Source organism: Desulfurivibrio modestus (genome assembly GCF_044068625.1).
Taxonomy (GTDB): domain Bacteria; phylum Desulfobacterota; class Desulfobulbia; order Desulfobulbales; family Desulfurivibrionaceae; genus Desulfurivibrio.
In genome coordinates this window covers 81,099-97,808 of the sequence record NZ_JBIPKH010000005.1, presented here as the reverse complement: position 1 = coordinate 97,808, position 16,710 = coordinate 81,099, and the positions used below count along the sequence as shown (strand labels likewise).

General features: G+C 60.3%; 13 protein-coding genes. All 13 read left to right on the top strand.

The features are described from left to right. The first annotated feature begins 141 nt into the window (after positions 1-141). The 13 genes from ACHHRT_RS04950 to cooS all read left to right on the top strand — a co-directional run bounded on the left by ACHHRT_RS04950 (position 142) and on the right by cooS (position 16,687). Positions 142-918, top strand: a complete 777-nt coding sequence (locus ACHHRT_RS04950; protein WP_395498313.1) for a response regulator — start codon at positions 142-144, stop codon at positions 916-918. Between the two features lie 51 nt (positions 919-969). Then, complete coding sequence (locus tag ACHHRT_RS04945) at positions 970-1,659, top strand: nitrous oxide reductase accessory protein NosL (RefSeq protein WP_395498311.1); 690 nt, start codon at positions 970-972, stop codon at positions 1,657-1,659. Then, positions 1,631-2,194 carry a hypothetical protein gene (locus tag ACHHRT_RS04940; RefSeq protein WP_395498309.1) on the top strand — a complete coding sequence of 188 codons (564 nt, stop codon included), beginning with the start codon at positions 1,631-1,633 and terminating at the stop codon, positions 2,192-2,194. The genes ACHHRT_RS04945 and ACHHRT_RS04940 overlap by 29 nt, the downstream gene beginning before the upstream one ends. 102 nt (positions 2,195-2,296) lie before the next feature. Further along, positions 2,297-2,818 carry a V4R domain-containing protein gene (locus ACHHRT_RS04935; RefSeq protein ID WP_395498307.1) on the top strand — a complete coding sequence of 174 codons (522 nt, stop codon included), beginning with the start codon at positions 2,297-2,299 and terminating at the stop codon, positions 2,816-2,818. A 6-nt stretch (positions 2,819-2,824) separates the two neighbouring features. After that, a complete protein-coding gene (gene uvrC / locus ACHHRT_RS04930; protein ID WP_395498305.1) occupies positions 2,825-4,645 on the top strand; it encodes an excinuclease ABC subunit UvrC in 1,821 nt (606 codons plus the stop codon). Between the two features lie 135 nt (positions 4,646-4,780). Further along, positions 4,781-5,965, top strand: a complete 1,185-nt coding sequence (locus ACHHRT_RS04925; protein WP_395498303.1) for an MBL fold metallo-hydrolase — start codon at positions 4,781-4,783, stop codon at positions 5,963-5,965. Positions 5,966-6,145: 180 nt separating this feature from the next. Then, a complete protein-coding gene (nifU, locus tag ACHHRT_RS04920) occupies positions 6,146-6,979 on the top strand; it encodes a Fe-S cluster assembly protein NifU (RefSeq protein WP_395498301.1) in 834 nt (277 codons plus the stop codon). 1 nt (position 6,980) lies between these two features. Next, positions 6,981-8,219 (top strand): cysteine desulfurase NifS, encoded by a 1,239-nt coding sequence (nifS, locus tag ACHHRT_RS04915; protein ID WP_395498299.1) that lies wholly within the window; start codon positions 6,981-6,983, stop codon positions 8,217-8,219. An 18-nt stretch (positions 8,220-8,237) separates the two neighbouring features. After that, complete coding sequence (locus tag ACHHRT_RS04910) at positions 8,238-9,194, top strand: FAD-dependent thymidylate synthase (RefSeq protein WP_395498297.1); 957 nt, start codon at positions 8,238-8,240, stop codon at positions 9,192-9,194. A 77-nt stretch (positions 9,195-9,271) separates the two neighbouring features. Further along, on the top strand, positions 9,272-11,035 hold the full coding sequence (locus ACHHRT_RS04905; RefSeq protein ID WP_395498295.1) for a formate--tetrahydrofolate ligase: 1,764 nt from the start codon (positions 9,272-9,274) through the stop codon (positions 11,033-11,035). Between the two features lie 195 nt (positions 11,036-11,230). After that, positions 11,231-13,450, top strand: a complete 2,220-nt coding sequence (gene pilB, locus ACHHRT_RS04900) for a type IV-A pilus assembly ATPase PilB (protein WP_395498293.1) — start codon at positions 11,231-11,233, stop codon at positions 13,448-13,450. A gap of 346 nt (positions 13,451-13,796) precedes the next feature. After that, positions 13,797-14,672, top strand: a complete 876-nt coding sequence (folD, locus tag ACHHRT_RS04895; protein WP_395498291.1) for a bifunctional methylenetetrahydrofolate dehydrogenase/methenyltetrahydrofolate cyclohydrolase FolD — start codon at positions 13,797-13,799, stop codon at positions 14,670-14,672. 26 nt (positions 14,673-14,698) lie between these two features. After that, positions 14,699-16,687 carry an anaerobic carbon-monoxide dehydrogenase catalytic subunit gene (gene cooS, locus ACHHRT_RS04890; protein ID WP_395498289.1) on the top strand — a complete coding sequence of 663 codons (1,989 nt, stop codon included), beginning with the start codon at positions 14,699-14,701 and terminating at the stop codon, positions 16,685-16,687. Positions 16,688-16,710 lie beyond the last annotated feature (23 nt).

Sequence of the window (16,710 nt, the reverse complement as noted above, 5' to 3'; positions counted from 1 at the left end):
TTTTTGCTGTATTTCGCTGGAGCCGATACTTTCAATGCGGTATTAACTTGACGGCAGGGTATTCTTTCGGCAAGCTAGTCATTGTTTTTTCTTTTCCAAACAGACGGATAGGGTCTTTGGGGTTGCAAAGGGAGGGTTAAGTTGAAAAAACTGTCTTTTCTGGTGGTCGATGACAGTGCCACCATCCGCGACCTGGTGCGGCAATCCCTGAAACTGATCTTCGGCACCAGCGACATCTTCATGGCCGAGGATGGCCGGGTCGCCCTGCAGGTTCTGGGTGAGGAGGAGATCGATATCATCATCTCCGACTGGAACATGCCCAACATGAACGGCGAGGAGTTGCTCTATCAAGTGCGCAACGATCCCAAGCTGGCGGCGACCCCTTTCATCATGATGACCACCAACGCCGGTCGTGACTTCATCATCATGGCCATCCAGCTGGGGGTCACCCAGTATATCGTCAAGCCCTTCTCGGTCAACGAACTGGAGACCAAGATCCGGGCCTCGATCAATATCCTCAATCGGCGCCGGGAAAAGCGTTACGCCATGCCGGCCCACGTGGCCAGTTTGCAGGTGGGCCAAAAGGTTTTTTCCGGCCAGCTCATTGATTTGAGCCGCACCGGGGCGGCCATCGCCGGCGTACGGTTCGATCCGGTAATCGGGCTGTTCAAGGTTTGCGAGGTGGAGCTGAAACTGTTGGATCCCAATGGACTGGAGAGCGACACTTCACTGATCAGCGGCCTGTTTGGCCGGATTGTCCGTTTGGAGGCGGAAGACACCTTCCACCCCACCTCCCTGGCTTACCATATGGCCCTCTACTTTCATCCCGGGACCATGGAGCGCGATGTGGAGCGCAAGCTTAATAACCTGATCAAATGGTTGGCCGGCAAGGCCCCCGATGTTATCGCCGAAAGTTGAAGCGCTTGGTCGACCTCGGTTCGACAAGGCCAAAATTCTAAGAGGAGAGCGATGGACAGCACCGTAACCACCGTGAACAGACGACAGCTGCTTAAAATCATGGGGGCTGGCGCCCTGGCCGGGACCGTTTTGCTCAGCGGGGGCCGGGCGGAGGCTCGCCCCTGCCAGGCCGCTCAAGTGAGCGGGGAAAATTCCGCCTGCTCCTGCGGCAACTCCACCAACGGCACGCCGCTGCAGTTTATCCCCAAGACCAAACCCGATCCCGAGCCGTTGAGCGATGAGTTGGTTAAATACCCCAACTGTCCCTACTGCGGGATGGATCGCCGCCGCTGGCATCACAGTCGCCATCTGATTCACTATGAAGATCTTTTGGTGGATGCCACCTGCTCCCTGGGCTGTGCCGCCCTCAGCCTGGCCCTGAATATCGACCGGGGCCCCATGGCGATCTATGCCGCCGATTTTGGGGCCGAGGAGGAGGTTAAGCCCCTGGTTGAGGTTGAGCAGGCGGTTTATTTGATCGGTTCCGACCTGCCGGGAACCATGAGCCGGGTCAGCAAGATGGCCTTTGCCGCCCGGGAGAAAGCCGAGGAGATCAGGCGGCAGCGGGGCGGTGAGCTGGGTGATTTCGAGGCCGCCCTGCGCCGGGCCTATCTGGACCGGGCCGACGACACCATCATGATTCGCCGGCGCCGGGCCCAACGGCGGAGGATGAGTGAACCGCAGCACCAGCATCGTCCCTGATCCGGGCATGGAGCGTCGGGCCCTGCTGGCCGATGAGGAGTTGATTGTGCGCAATTCCGGGGAGATTCCCGAGATTGCCTATTATAACTCGCTCTATTACCTGCGGGAGGACCCCCAGGGGCCCGGTCTGACCGATCTGAACCGGGAGGAGCTGGCCGGCTTGCAGGCCGGGGTGGTGGCCCGCTACCGGGAGATAATCCTGCGCGATCTTACCCCGGAAAATCGTGACCTTGCCATTTATCGGGGGGTGCGGCGGGCCATCTGGAACTGGCAGCGGCTGGGTAAATTCTGCCGCCGCTGCCGGCTTGAGCCCGCCGGGGAGTTGCGCCGGGAGATTGGCGCGGCCCTGGTCGGTTTTCTCGAAAACGAGGTTGGGGAAACCATGGCCGGGGTTAGAACCTCCTCCCTTAACTGTACCCCGGAGGAGTTGCGACAGTTTCTGGTTGTGCTGGGTGTCGAGAACCCGCCGGCCCCTGGGCGGTGGCTGGCGCTTTGCGTTTCCCCCAAACTTGATGGCCTGGCAAAAAACCGCTAAACGCGTTGGTCGGCCATGCGAAAACAACAAGTTACGAAGCGTACCCCGTCGTCGTCGCGGCTTTTTGCGACGTCGACAAACTTTACGATGGAGAACAGGGCCATGTCTGAAGAGCAGCGGCAGTTACTGCAATTCAAATGGTCTCACCTGGGTGATATCGCCTGGGGCAGGCCGACCTTCGGTAACCGAACCAGCGTGCTGGCCTATCGGATGATGCAGTTTTCCCTGCGGGATCTCCTGATCAGGGAGTTTGGGCCGGAGACGGCCAATCGCATCTTTTACCAGGCCGGCCTCCAGGCGGGTCGGGCGCTTTATGATCACTATCTGACTCAGACCGCCGGTTTTGATCAGTTTGTCGATGAACTGGCCGAGTTGCTGGAGGAGCTGGAGATCGGCCTGCTGCGGGTGGAGCGGGTCGATCAGGCCGCCGGTCTTTTCGTGCTGACCATCTCCGAGGATCTCGACTGTTCCGGTCTCCCCATCACCCACGAGTCGGTCTGCACCTTTGACGAAGGGTTGATCGCCGGGCTCTTTTCCGCCCACCTGGGACAAAAATGCCGGGTGCGGGAAACCGATTGCTGGTGTACCGGGGACCGGGTCTGCCGGTTTGAGGTCACCATCTAGCCGGAGATGTTCAGCGCGGAGATGATCAAGGGCGCGGCCGACGGGCCGGGGGTTTACCTGATGCGGGAGGCCTCGGGTGAGGTCCTCTATGTCGGCAAGGCGGTCAGCCTGCGCAAACGGCTCTCCTCCTACACCAGGATCGACCGGGCCGGGGCCGGCAAGACCGCGGCGATGCTGGCCAGGGTGGCGAGGGTGGACACCATGCTCACCCGCACCGAAAAGGAGGCCCTGATCCTGGAGGCGGGCCTGATCAAGCAGCATCGGCCCCGCTACAACGTGATCCTGCGGGATGACAAAAACTACCCCTCGATCAAGGTCACGGTCAACGAAGAGTGGCCCCGGCTGCTGATGACCCGGCGGGTCAACCGGGACGGGGCCCGCTACTTCGGACCCTACGCCTCCCCCGCGGCGATGTGGGAAACCATCCGCCTGCTTAACACCCTTTTCCCGCTCCGGCGTTGCAAAAGCAAACAATTCCGCTTGGGGCAGCGGGCCTGTCTGAATTATCAGATGGGGCGTTGCCCCGCTCCCTGCATTGGTGCCATCACCCCGGAACAATACCGGGAGCGGGTAAGCCGGGTACTGACCATTCTCGAGGGACGCAAGCGGGATTTGATCCGCGAGCTGGAGGGGGCGATGCGGGCGGCGGCCGCGGCTCTTCGCTTCGAGGAGGCCGCCGCCCTGCGGGATCAGGTCCGCGCCCTGGGTCAGACCTTGGAGAAACAGGTGGTTTTGAGCCGGGAAGCGGCCGACCGGGATGTTTTTGGCTTTGTTCGCCGGGAGGGGAGGGTGGCGGTGGCCCTGCTGCTGATCCGGGAGGGGGCCCTGGCCGACAAACGGGAGTTTTTCCTCGATCAACCCCTGGGCGATGATCCCGAGGTGCTGGCCGAACTGCTGCGCCGTTTCTATGGCCCGGCCGAGCGCCAAATTCCCCCCAGCATTCTGCTCCCCTTTGTGCCCGACGGGGTCACGGCCCTGGCCGAATGGTTGAGTGAAAAACGGGGCGGGCCGGTGCGGTTGCCGGTGCCCCAGCGGGGGGATAAAAGGGCCCTGGTGGAGCTGGCCGGGGACAACGCCGCCCAGGCGCTGGCTGAGCAGGCCAGTCGCCACCAGCAAGAGGAGCGGCTGGCCGGGATGATTGCCGCCGCCCTCGGGCTGGTTCGACCGCCCCAGCGGCTTGAGTGCCTTGATATCTCCAACCTGGGCGGCCGGGAGGCGGTGGGATCGCTGATCTCCTTCAGGGTCGGGGAGAAGGAGCCCGCCCGTTATCGCCGTTTTAAGATCAGGACCAAGGATACTCCCGACGACTATGCCATGATGCGCGAGGTGCTGCTGCGGCACCTGGGTCGGAGCCGGGAGGAGGGTACCCTGCCCGATCTGCTGTTGCTGGATGGCGGCAAGGGGCAGCTGGGGGTGGCCCAGGCGGTGGCCGGCGAACTGGGCCTGGCCGAAGACCACCCCGCCCTGGCCTCCATCGCCAAGGATCGCGGGGGAACTGGTGAAAGAATCTTTATCCCCGGCCGCAAAAATCCCCTCAACCTGCCGGCCCACTCGCCGGTGTTGCTGCTGTTCATGCGGTTGCGCGACGAAGCCCATCGTTACGGCATCACCTTTCACCGTAAGCTGCGCGGCCAACAACAACTACTCTCCGACCTTGACCGGATTCCCGGCATCGGCCCGGCCCGCAAAGAGGCCTTGTTTAAAGCCCTGGGCAGCCTGGCCGGGGTTAACGCCGCCACTCCGGCCCAACTGGCGGCCGTGCCCGGGGTCGGTCCCGAGCTGGCAGCCGCCATCCATGCCCATTTTCACCCTCCAGGCTCTTCTTGAAAATCCAAACTAAACGCAAATAAATATTTTTACTACTTGTCGTCCACGTGGTAATTAGATTTTTACTTTAGAGCCGGGCCCAGGGCAAATCATGGTTCGGCAGTATGGGAAACATTTTTTCACAGGAGAGAAGCGATGAGTACCAACAAGCCTTATCTTTTCAGCGCCGCGGAACTTTTTGACCGGATCAGCCAGGGACCTGATTTTGTCCTCCTCGACGTACGCAACGAGAAGGATTTCGCCAACTGGAGCGTGGAAGGGCCACGATTCTTTCCCTACATCAATATCCCCTACTTCCATTTCATGGAAAACGTGCGGGATAGCCTGGCCCAGATTCCAGCCGGGGAGAAGATCCTGATTGTCTGCGCCAAGGAGGGTTCGGCCAAATATGTGGCCGATATCCTGGTTGACAACGGTTTTGCCGATGTGGGCTACCTGGAACAGGGTATTGTCGGTTGGGGTAATTTGCTGGTGTCCCGCCGGGTCAATCCCGCGAGTGATCCCTACCATCTTTATCAGCTTAACCGGCCCGGCAAGGCCTCCTGCAGCTATCTGCTGGTCAGCGGCCGGGAGGCGATGGTTTTCGATCCCTCCCGCAATATCGAGGCCTATATCGAATTGGCCGCCAGCCACGGGGCCACCATTATCCGTACCTTCGAAACCCACCGCCAGGCCGACTATATCTCCGGCGGGCCGGCCCTGGTGGAGAAAACCGGCTGCTTAAACGGCGCCAACCGCACCGATTTCGAAGGGGCTGATTTTTCCTATGGAGCGGTGGAGAATAACGATACCTTCGGTTTCGCTGAGGGTGGCCCGGAGGTTAAAGCCCTGCATACCCCCGGGCACACCATGGGCAGCACCTGCTACCTGATCGCCGGTCAATACCTGCTGAGTGGCGACACCATTTTCATCAACACCTCCGGGAGGCCGGACCTGGGTGGCAAGTGGGAACAGTGGGCCCGTGAACTTTATCTCTCCCTGATGCTTCGCCTGCGCCATCTCGATGATGAGATCGTGGTCCTGCCCGGCCACTACACCACCTGGGAGGAAGCCGATCAGGAGTTGCTGATCCGGGGGAGGCTGGGGGATTTGCGTCGCCAGGTGGCCGCCTTTCGCCAGCCCAACGAGAAGAAGTTTGCCGAATTTATTCAGGAGAACATGCGCCCCCAGCCCGGGGTTTATGCCGAGATCCGCCGGGTCAACGGCGGCTGGCTCAAGGTCAGCCCCGAGGAAGCCAATATTATGGATCTGGGGAAAAACGAGTGTGGGGCCAGCAACTACGGCAAGGTGGGGGTCAGCGCCGAGGTGCTGCGCCAGTAGCCGTCGGCCGCCGGTGGGCGGTTGGCGGCTACTGGGGAGGGATCTCCTGAGGAAGATGGAACGTTTACGTTGATTTTTAAGGCGGGACAAATTATCCTGCTCGGGTTTGCCGAAATACCGCCCTGGCGCTTTTGCGTGCTTTTCCCCGATCTGCGTAGATTTTTTCTTGAGGAGATCCCCATGTGGGAATATACGGACAAGGTTAGAGACCATTTTATGAACCCCCGGAATGTGGGGGAGATTCCCGATGCCGATGGGGTCGGCGAGGTTGGTTCCCTGGCCTGTGGTGATGCCCTTAAGCTCTTTTTCAAGCTCGGCCCCGATCAGCGAATCGCCGACGCCAAGTTCAAAACCTTCGGCTGCGCCAGCGCCATCGCCTCCTCCTCGGCCCTGACCGAGATGATCAAGGGGTTGACCCTGGAGGAGGCGGCCAAAATCAGTAATGAGGATATCGCCGACTTTCTCGGCGGTCTGCCCAAGGAGAAGATGCACTGCTCGGTGATGGGCCGTGAAGCCCTGGAGGCGGCGATTGCCAACTACCGAGGGGTGCCGATCCCCATGGCTCAAGGGGAGGTGGTTTGCGAATGCTTTGGGGTCACCGACCTGGAGATTCGCCGGGCCATCAAGGAGAGCAAGCTGAAAACGGTGGAGGAGATCACCAACTTCACCAAGGCCGGCGGCGGTTGCGGCCGCTGCGTGGAGCGGTTGGAGGAGATTCTGCGCGAGGAGCGGCACGAGGTGCAGGAGATCATCCCCGATCAGCGCAAGCGGGGCCTGACCAATATCCAGAAGATCAAGCTGATTGAGGAGTTGTTTGACCGGGAGATCCGACCGGCCTTGCGCAAGGATGGCGGCGATATCGAACTGATCGATCTCGACGGTGATTTCGTGACCGTCGCCCTGCGTGGGGCTTGCGGCACCTGCAAAAAGTCCCAGACCACCCTCAAGGAGTATGTCGAGAAAAAATTGCGCGAACAGGTGCTCGACAGCCTGATCGTCGAGGAGGCCCGCTAAAATGACCAGCGCACGGCAAGGCGAACAGCCGGTGATCTACATGGACAACAACGCCACCACCCGGGTGGCCCCCGAGGTATTGGCGGCGATGTTGCCCTATTTCTCCGATCTTTACGGCAACCCCTCCTCCATGCACAAATTTGGCGGGCAGGTGGGTCGCCAGGTGGCGGCCGCCCGCGGCCAGGTGGCCGAGCTGATCGGGGCCCAGCCCGAGGAGCTGATCTTCACCAGTTGCGGCACCGAAAGCGACTCCACCGCCATTCTGGCCGCCTTGCAGGCCAATCCCGAAAAACGCCATATCGTCACCACCCGGGTGGAACATCCGGCGGTGAAGAATCTTTGCGAGCATCTCGACCGCCTCACCGGCCACAAACATCGGGTTACCCAGTTGCCGGTGGATCGGGAGGGGATGCTGGACCTGGAGCAGTACGAGGCGGCCCTGGCCGACGATACCGCGGTGGTCAGCGTGATGTGGGCCAACAACGAAACCGGGGTGATCTTCCCGGTGGAGGAGATGGCCAGGATCGCCAAAAGCCGGGGTATCCTCTTTCATACCGACGCGGTCCAGGCGGTGGGTAAAATTCCAATCAATCTGGCCGAGTCGGCCATTGATTTTCTCTCCATCTCCGGCCACAAGCTCCACGCGCCCAAGGGGATCGGAGTGCTGTATGTCCGCAAGGGCGCTCCGTTCGCCCCGCTGATCATCGGGGGGCATCAGGAGAAGGGGCGCCGGGGAGGGACCGAAAACGTGGCTGCCATTATCGGGCTGGGCCAGGCCTGTGAACTGGCCGCCGGCCGGATGGAGGAAGAGAACAGCCGGGTGCGGGCCCTGCGGGACAAGCTGGAGCAGGGGTTGCTGGCCCAAATCCCCAGTTCCCTGCTCAATGGTCATCCCCAAAAGCGGCTGCCCAACACCACCAACATCAGCTTCGAATATGTGGAAGGGGAGGCGATTCTGCTCCATCTCGACCAGTACGGCATTTGCGCCTCCTCCGGTTCGGCCTGCACCTCCGGCTCCCTGGAGCCTTCCCACGTGATGCGGGCCATGGGGGTGCCCTTTACCGCCGCCCACGGGTCGGTGCGGCTCAGCCTCAGTGTCTACAATACCGAAGCGGAAGTGGATTTCGTTGTCGAGAAGCTGCCCGGCATTATCGCCAAACTGCGGGAGATGTCGCCGTTCTGGCAATCCAGCCACCAGGGAGCGGTGGGCGGGGCCAGCTGCCCCTGCTCCTGCTCCTGAGACTGGAGGGATAGGGTTATGCGAATCGTCCCGGCATCGTTTACCATCCTTGACGAGCTTGACCGGCAGAGTATGGCTCGGCGGATCGAGTTTTGTGGCCGGCTCTGCTACAAGAGCGAGGAGAAGATCAATACCGATTCCACCGAGCCCTTTATTCGTAAGGTGATGGAGCATGGTCACAACTCGGTGATGGAGATGGCGGCCCTTTCCCTGCGGGTACGCTGTGAAACCGAGGCGATCATCGACCAGTTTCTGGCGATCCAGCCCAAATTTCTGCAGTTGGACCGGCCCGACAAACGGGAGAAGAACCTGCTGCTCAGCGGCACGGTCCGGGCCTTCCGCGAGCTGTTCCAGTCCCACCCCAACGTCAAACTGATCAAGGGAGTTACCACCTTTCTCGCCGGTCGTTATCCGCTGTTTTTTTTTGATCTGGCCGGCCGCCGGGGCTTTCTGGCCCAGACCGGGGTGGAGGTGGAAAAAATCTCCTTGGCCGAGGTGGAGCAATTCCCCGCCGACCTGTTGGCCAAGCACCGCCATCTGGCGGTCCGTTTTACCACCAACCGGGCGGTGACCCACGAGATCGTCCGCCATCGGCCCTGCTCCTTTCTCCAGGAAAGCCAACGTTATTGCCGCTACTCCCAGGATAAGTTCGGCAATGAGGTGACCTTTATCAAACCGCTCTTCTTTGAGGAGGGGAGCGAGGAGTATCTTCTCTGGGAGCGGGCCATGGCCGAGACCGAACGGATCTACCTGCAGCTGCTGACCACCGCCTCCCCCCAGGCGGCCCGCACCGTTCTGCCCAACTCCTGTAAAACTGAAATCATTGTTTATGCCAACCTGCTGGAGTGGTTGCATATTTTCCGCCTGCGTACCACCCGGGCGGCGGAACCCTCCATGCGGGAAGTGATGAATCCGCTGCTGATTGAGATGCAACGGCGTTATCCGGTCATCTTCGCGGGGATCCAAGGGGAGTAACACGGTTCTAGACGGTTCCGGAATAGTTCCGGCCAACTTTTTTCATACCAAATTTCATTCTGTTAAGGAGGGTACCAATGGCGCTTGATCCAACCAAGCACGCGGACTGGGAAATCGCTGAAGAGGCGGAAAGCCGCATGAAAACCGTGTATGAGCTGGGCGAGAAGCTGGGCCTGGACAAAGCGGAACTACTGCCCCACGGCCATTACGTGGCCAAGCTCGACTACCGCAAGATTCTTGAGCGCTGCAAGGACAAACCCGACGGCAAGTATGTTGATGTGACCGCCATCACCCCCACCCCCCTGGGTGAGGGCAAATCCACCTGCGCCATGGGTCTGGTCCAGGGCCTGGGTAAGCGTAACAAGAGCGTGATCGGGGCTATTCGCCAGCCTTCCGGCGGCCCCACCATGAACATCAAGGGTTCGGCGGCCGGTGGCGGCCTGGCCCAGTGTATCCCGCTGACCCCCTTCTCCCTGGGGCTGACCGGTGACATCAACGCCATCATGAACGCCCACAACTTAGGGATGGTGGCCCTGACTTCGCGGATGCAGCACGAGGCCAACTACACCGACGAGCAATTGGCCAAGCGGGGCCTCAGAAGACTTGATATCCACCCCAAGAAGGTGGAGTTCAACTGGATCATCGACTACTGCGCCCAGGCTTTGCGTAATATCACCATCGGCCAGGGCGGCAAGATGGATGGCTTCACCATGCAGAGCAGCTTTGCCATCGCGGTGAGCTCCGAGATCATGGCCATCCTCTCGGTGGCCAAGGATCTCAAGGACATGCGCGAGCGGATCGGCAAGATCGTGGTGGCCTACGACAAGCAGGACCGTCCCATCACCACCACCGACCTGGATGTGGCCGGGGCCATGACCGCCTGGATGGTGGAGGCGCTCAACCCCAACCTGATGCAGACCCTGGAGGGTCAGCCGGTGGTGGTTCATGCCGGGCCTTTCGCCAATATCGCCATCGGCCAGAGCTCGGTGATCGCCGACCGGGTGGCTTTGAAGCTGGCTGACTACAACGTTACCGAGAGTGGTTTCGGGGCCGATATCGGCTTTGAGAAATTCTGGAACCTCAAATGCCGTTACTCCGGGCTCAAGCCCCATTGCGCGGTGGTGGTGGCCACCATTCGGGCGCTGAAGTGCCACGGCGGGGCCCCGATTCCGGTCCCGGGTCGGCCGATGCCGGAAGAGTACGGCAAGGAGAACGTGGGCTGGGTGGAAGAGGGTTGCAAGAACCTGCTCCATCACATCGAGACGGTCAAGAAGGCCGGGATCAACCCTGTGGTCTGTATCAACGCCTTCTACACCGACACCGACAACGAGATCAAGGCGGTGCGCCGGCTCTGCGAAGCGGCCGGGGCCCGGGTGGCGCTCTCCCGGCACTGGGAAAAGGGCGGCGACGGCGCCCTGGAATTTGCCGACGCGGTGGTGGACGCCTGTGAGGAAGAGAACGATTTCCGCTTCCTCTACGACCTCGAAACCCCGCTTTCCAAGCGGATCGAGCTGATCGCCAAGGAAGTTTACGGTGCCGACGGGGTCAGCTACTCCGCCGAGGCCCAGACCAAGCTCAAGCGGATGGAGGCCGACCCGGAGATGAAGGAGATGGGCACCTGCATGGTCAAGAGCCACCTCTCGCTCTCCCACGACCCGACCCTCAAGGGCGTGCCCAAGGGCTGGACCCTGCCGGTGCGGGATATCCTCACCTACAAGGGGGCCGGCTTCGTGGTTCCGGTGGCCGGCACCATCAGCCTGATGCCCGGCACCGCCTCCGATCCCGCCTATCGCCGGATCGACGTGGATGTGAATACCGGTAAGGTAAAGGGCGTCTTCTAGTCACCCCTTGCCAGTTTTTTGGTCTACTCAGGGGTGATCGGTCCGCGTGGCGGTCCGATCACCCCTTTCCGTTTTCAACGCGACCGGGTTATCTCTGGAATATCCTTGCGTTACAGAGCTTATTTCTGTTAATCTGTCTAACTTCAAACGGTTGTGTTGCAGTTTTCTTTATTTAACGTTCAGGGTTTTCTTTTTATGGCGCAGGCACCCCAAAAATCGACACTCCGGGCTTCGGTGAAGGATCAATCCGGGGCCGGGAAGGTCAAGATTGGCGAACTGCTGCGCAAGGAAGGGCAGATCAGCAGTAACCAGCTTGACGAAGCCCTGGGTATGCAGAAAAAATCGGGGGGCAGGCTCAGTTCGATTTTGCTCAAGCTGGGCTATATCGAGGAAAACACCGTCCTTAATTTTTTAAGCCGGTTGCACAACTACCAGCCGGTGGTGATCTCCCGCGAACCCCCCAAGGCCGATGCCCTGGCCAAAATGCCCTTTGAGGTGGCCGCCAGGTATCTGGCTTTTCCCCTGCGCATCATTGGTAAAAACCTCCTGGTCGCCATGGCCGAGCCCACCGACACCGGGGCCGTGGAAAACCTGCAGGCCGAGGTCCGCATGCCGCTCTCGGTTTGTGTCGCCACCGAAGCCGATATCATCGAGGCTTACCGCAAACATTACAAGATCAGCGACGAGGAGCGGGAAAAGCTGCTGGCCCAACAGGGGACGGGGCCGGCGGAAGAAGAGGTGGCGATCACCCATATTGAAGACTTCGGCGCCCTGGCCTCGGAGGCCGCCGAGGGGATGGAGCTGACCAGCTTTGAACAGGAGGACGGGGGGGATCAGTATTCCGCCTCCGATGCCCCGATCATCAAGTTGGTTAACGGTATTCTGGTCAAGGCGGTCAACGACGGGGTCAGCGATATCCATATCGAACCCTACGAGAAAAATCTCCAGGTTCGCTATCGTCTCGACGGTTCCCTCTACAAATCGATGAACCTGCCGCTGTCGATCAAGAACGCGCTTAATTCGCGGATCAAGATCATGGCCCAGCTCGATATCACCGAACGCCGGGTGCCCCAGGACGGTCGGATCCGGATCAAGCTGGGGCGGACCCGGGCCGTTGACTTCCGGGTCTCCAGTCTGCCCACCCTGTTTGGCGAGTCCATCGTTCTGCGGATCCTCGACAAGGCCAGCCTCAATGTGGACCTGACCAAGCTGGGTTTCGAGCAGAAAACCTTCGAGATGCTCAAGCGCTGCATCTACCGGCCCCAGGGTTTGCTGCTGGTCACCGGTCCCACCGGCAGCGGCAAAACCGTAACCCTCTACTCCATCCTTAACTCGCTGAACAGTGAGGACACCAAGATCCTCACCGCCGAAGATCCGGTGGAGTTCAACTTCAAGGGGATCAATCAGGTCAACGTGATCACCGAGGTGGGGATGACCTTCGCCGCGGCGCTGAAGGCCTTTCTTCGCCAGGATCCCGATATCATCATGGTGGGCGAGATCCGAGACATGGAGACCGCCGAAATCGCCATCAAGGCGGCGATGACCGGCCATCTGGTTTTCTCCACCCTCCATACCAACGACTGTCCCGCCACCATCGGCCGCCTGATCGATATCGGGGTGCCGGCCTACATGCTGGGCTCGGCCATCACCATGGTCCTTTCCCAGCGCCTGGGCCGGCGGCTTTGCCCCAAATGCAAGGAGCCGGTGGATATCGCCGCCATGGACAAGCAGGAACTGATCAAGATGGGATTCGACGAAGAGGAGATTCCCACTCTGAAAATTTATGGTCCCAAAGGGTGCCCGGCCTGTAACGGGGGCGGCTACAAGGGGCGGGTCGGTTTTTTTGAGCTGATGGAGGTTACCGACGAGGTGGCCAAGGCGATCACCGCCGAGGTTCCGGAAGATCAGCTGCGCAAGATCGCGGTGCAGGAGGGGATGACCACCCTGCGCGAGGCCGGCCTCCAGAAGATCCGGGAGGGGGTAACCAGCATCGAGGAGGTGCTGCGCCGCACCGTGATCACCGAGGAGAGCCTGCCCGCCTATCTGGTCCATCCCGATATCGAGGAGTACCAGGATGGGGACCTGATTATCCGCCAGAACAACACCGATAAGGACTTCTTCAAACTGGTCACCGGTTCCCTGCTGGTGGTCCGTGACGGCAAGAAAATTGCCGAGATTGTCGAGCCCGGTGAATATTTCGGTGAGATGAGCGCCATCTCCGGCGAGCCCCGGAGCGCCTCGATCATGGCCAAGGGGCGCTGCAAGGTTAAGCGGTTTCCCGGGGACAAGCTGCTGGAGGTGATCGGTAAATATCCGGATGTGGGCCGACACCTCTTCAAAACCCTGGTTGGCCGCCTTGGCCAGGCCAATAATATCATCGTCAAGCTGGCCGAGGGGCGGCCCCGTCACTCCTAGTTGTTGACCAAAGTGGTATCTGTCGGCCACAAAATGAGCATACGTTCATTTTTTTCGTGTTACTTGGCGGGGCAGGGCGGAAACAGCTTGAAAAGGTAATGGAAATTCGTTAAAACTTTTAGTTCCGGTTCGCTGTTTTATTATCCCTGGTTGTGACAGTACGGCACAGTAGCGCGCTTTTCGGGTTTTAAGCCCGGAACACGAAAGGGGAAAACCGTGCCCGGCGTAGGGGGCTTACTACCTGGTCCCAGGAAAAAACAGGTCTGTTCCGCAAGCGGTCGTTGCGGGGCGTGCCTACGAGATATAGCTACCAAAAAAACGCAAAACCAGGAGGAAAACTTACACCATGAGCGCCAAGATCATCAGCGGAACCGAAGTGGCCAAGGCCATTCGGGAAGAATTGAAGGCAGAGGTGGCCGAGCTTGTCAATAAGGGGGTTACCCCGGGCCTGGTTACCATCCTGGTGGGCGAGGACCCCGCTTCCCAGTCCTACGTGGCCGCCAAAAACAAAACAGCCAAGGAGCTGGGGATCTATTCCGAGCAGATCACCCTGCCGGCCGATACCCCCGAGACCGACCTGCTGCAGCTGGTGGAGAAGTGTAATAAAGATCCCAAGATCAACGGCATTCTGGTTCAGCTGCCCCTGCCCAAACATATCGACGAGGCCAAGGTCCTTTACGCCATCGACCCCGACAAGGACGTGGATGGTTTCCATCCGGTCAACGTGGGCAAGATGGTTTTGGGCGAGCAGTGCTTTCTCCCCTGCACCCCCCACGGCATCCTTGAGCTGCTCAAACGCAGCGGGGTGGAAACCAGCGGGGCCGAGGTGGTGGTGGTGGGCCGCAGCAATATCGTCGGCAAACCCATCGCCAACCTGATGCTCCAGAAGCGGGAGGCGGGTAATGCCACCATCACCCTCTGCCATACCCGCACCAAGGATATTGCCGCCCACACCCGGCGGGCCGATATCATCATCGCCGCCGTCGGGGTACCCAAGATGATCACCGCCGACATGGTCAAGGATGGCGTGGTGATTATCGACGTCGGGGTCAATCGGATCGGCAAGAGCGAGTCCGGCAAGGCGATTCTGGCCGGCGATGTCGATTTCGAGGCGGTCAAGGAAAAGGCCTCCTTTATCACCCCGGTGCCCGGCGGTGTAGGTCCGATGACCATCACCATGTTGATGAAGAACACCGTGCAAGCCGCTCGGCAAACCCTGTAACCCCACTCGTAACAAGAGGGACCATAATGGCTATCAAGAGAAATGGATGTGAGGGCTGCACCGAGATCACCTGTGCGTCCACCAAGGAAGTCATGGCCCAGGCCCCGGCCCAGAACGTGATCACCGCCTATGATCGGGTCCAGAAGCGGGGGATGTCCGCCTGCCTCTTTGGTTCCGGCGGGACCTGCTGCCGTAACTGTAACATGGGACCCTGCCAGATAATCGACGGCATCGAGGATATGGTGGGGATTTGCGGCGCCACCGCCGATACCGTGGCCGCCCGTAACTTCGCCCGGGTGGTGGCGGCCGGTTCCGCCGCCCATACCGATCATGCCCGGGAGATGGTGAAGGGCTTTATCGAAACCGCCAGGGGCGAGGGGCCGCATCAGATCAAGGATGTGGCCAAGTTGAAATCCCTGGCCGCCGTCTTTGGTATTGCCACCGAGGATCGTGAGGTCAATGAGATCGCTCTGGAGCTGGGGGAAAAGGCCCTGGCCGAATTCGGCAGCCAGAGCGATGAGCCCCTGGCCATGACCAAACGGGCCACCGAAAAACGGCAGGCGATCTGGAAGAAGCTGGAGATCGTCCCCCGCGGCATCGACCGCGAGGTGGTGGAGATGATGCACCGCACCCATATGGGTGTGGATCAGGATTATGAAAATATCATGCTCCAGGCCTCCCGTTGCGCCCTCTCCGACGGCTGGGGCTCCTCCATGCTCTCCACCGAGTTGACCGACATCATGTTCGGCACCCCGGTGCCCCGTCGCTCCATCGTCGATCTGGGGGTACTTAAGCCCGACCAGGTCAACGTCACCGTTCATGGCCATGAGCCGTTGCTGGCCGAAGCGCTCTGTATCGCGGCCCAGGACCCGGAGATGCTGGAGTTGGCCAAGAAGCAGGGTGCCAAGGGGATCAACCTGGCCGGGGTTTGCTGTACCGGCAACGAGATCCTGATGCGCCGGGGGATCCCGGTGGCCGCCGGCTTTGTCCAGCAGGAGATCGCCTTGGCCACCGGGGCGGTGGAGGCGATGGTGGTTGATGTCCAGTGCGTGATGGAATCCTTGGGGCAGGTGGTCAAAAGCCTGCACACCGATATCATCACCACCAACTACCGGGCCAAGATGCCTGGTGCTGTCCATATCCAGTTTGACGAGCATGAGGCCCTCAATTCCGCCAAGCGGATTCTGACCCACGCCATCAAGAATTTCAAAAAGCGCGGCCAGTTCTTTATCCCCGAGGAGAAGAAGCTGGATGTGGTTGTGGGCTTCAGTCACGAAACCATCAACTACATGCTGGGCGGCCGTTTCCGGGCCAGCTACCGGCCGCTCAACGATAACATCATCAACGGCCGGATCCGGGGGGTGGCCGCCATCGTTGGCTGTGACAACTTCCGCCTGGCCGATGACACCCATGAGTTGATCGTCCGCCATCTGCTCAAGAACAATATCCTGGTGCTGGCCACCGGTTGCGCCGCCACCTCCCTGGGCCGTGCCGGTCTGGTCAATCCCGAGGCCGCCCGCTTCTGCGGCGAGAGCCTGGCTGAAATTTGTGAGACCGTGGGAATGCCACCGGTACTGCATATGGGTTCTTGTGTCGATAACAGCCGGATCCTGATCGCCGCCACCCAGATGGTGCGTGAGGGGGGGCTGGGCGATGATATCTCCGATCTGCCTGCCATCGGTACCGCCCCCTTGTGGATGAGCGAGAAGGCGGTGGCCATTGGTCAGTACTTTGTGGCCAGTGGCGCCCAGGTGGTCTTCCAGGATCTGCCCACCACCGGCGCCAAGCGGTTCAATAAGTATCTGCTGGAGGGTCTGATGGGGCCGCTGGGCGCCCACTGGAACGTGGAATCCGATCCCCAGAAACTGGCCGAGCTGATGGTTGCCAAGATCGAAGCCAAGCGTGACGCCCTGGGCATCAACAAGAAGGCCGAGCGGGTACTCTTCGATATGGCCATGCGCCGTGATCTCACCGCCGGGGTGCCGGGGGCGGGCTGTCACGGTCCTGCCGCCTGATAAATTGCTAATTACTTTGCTAA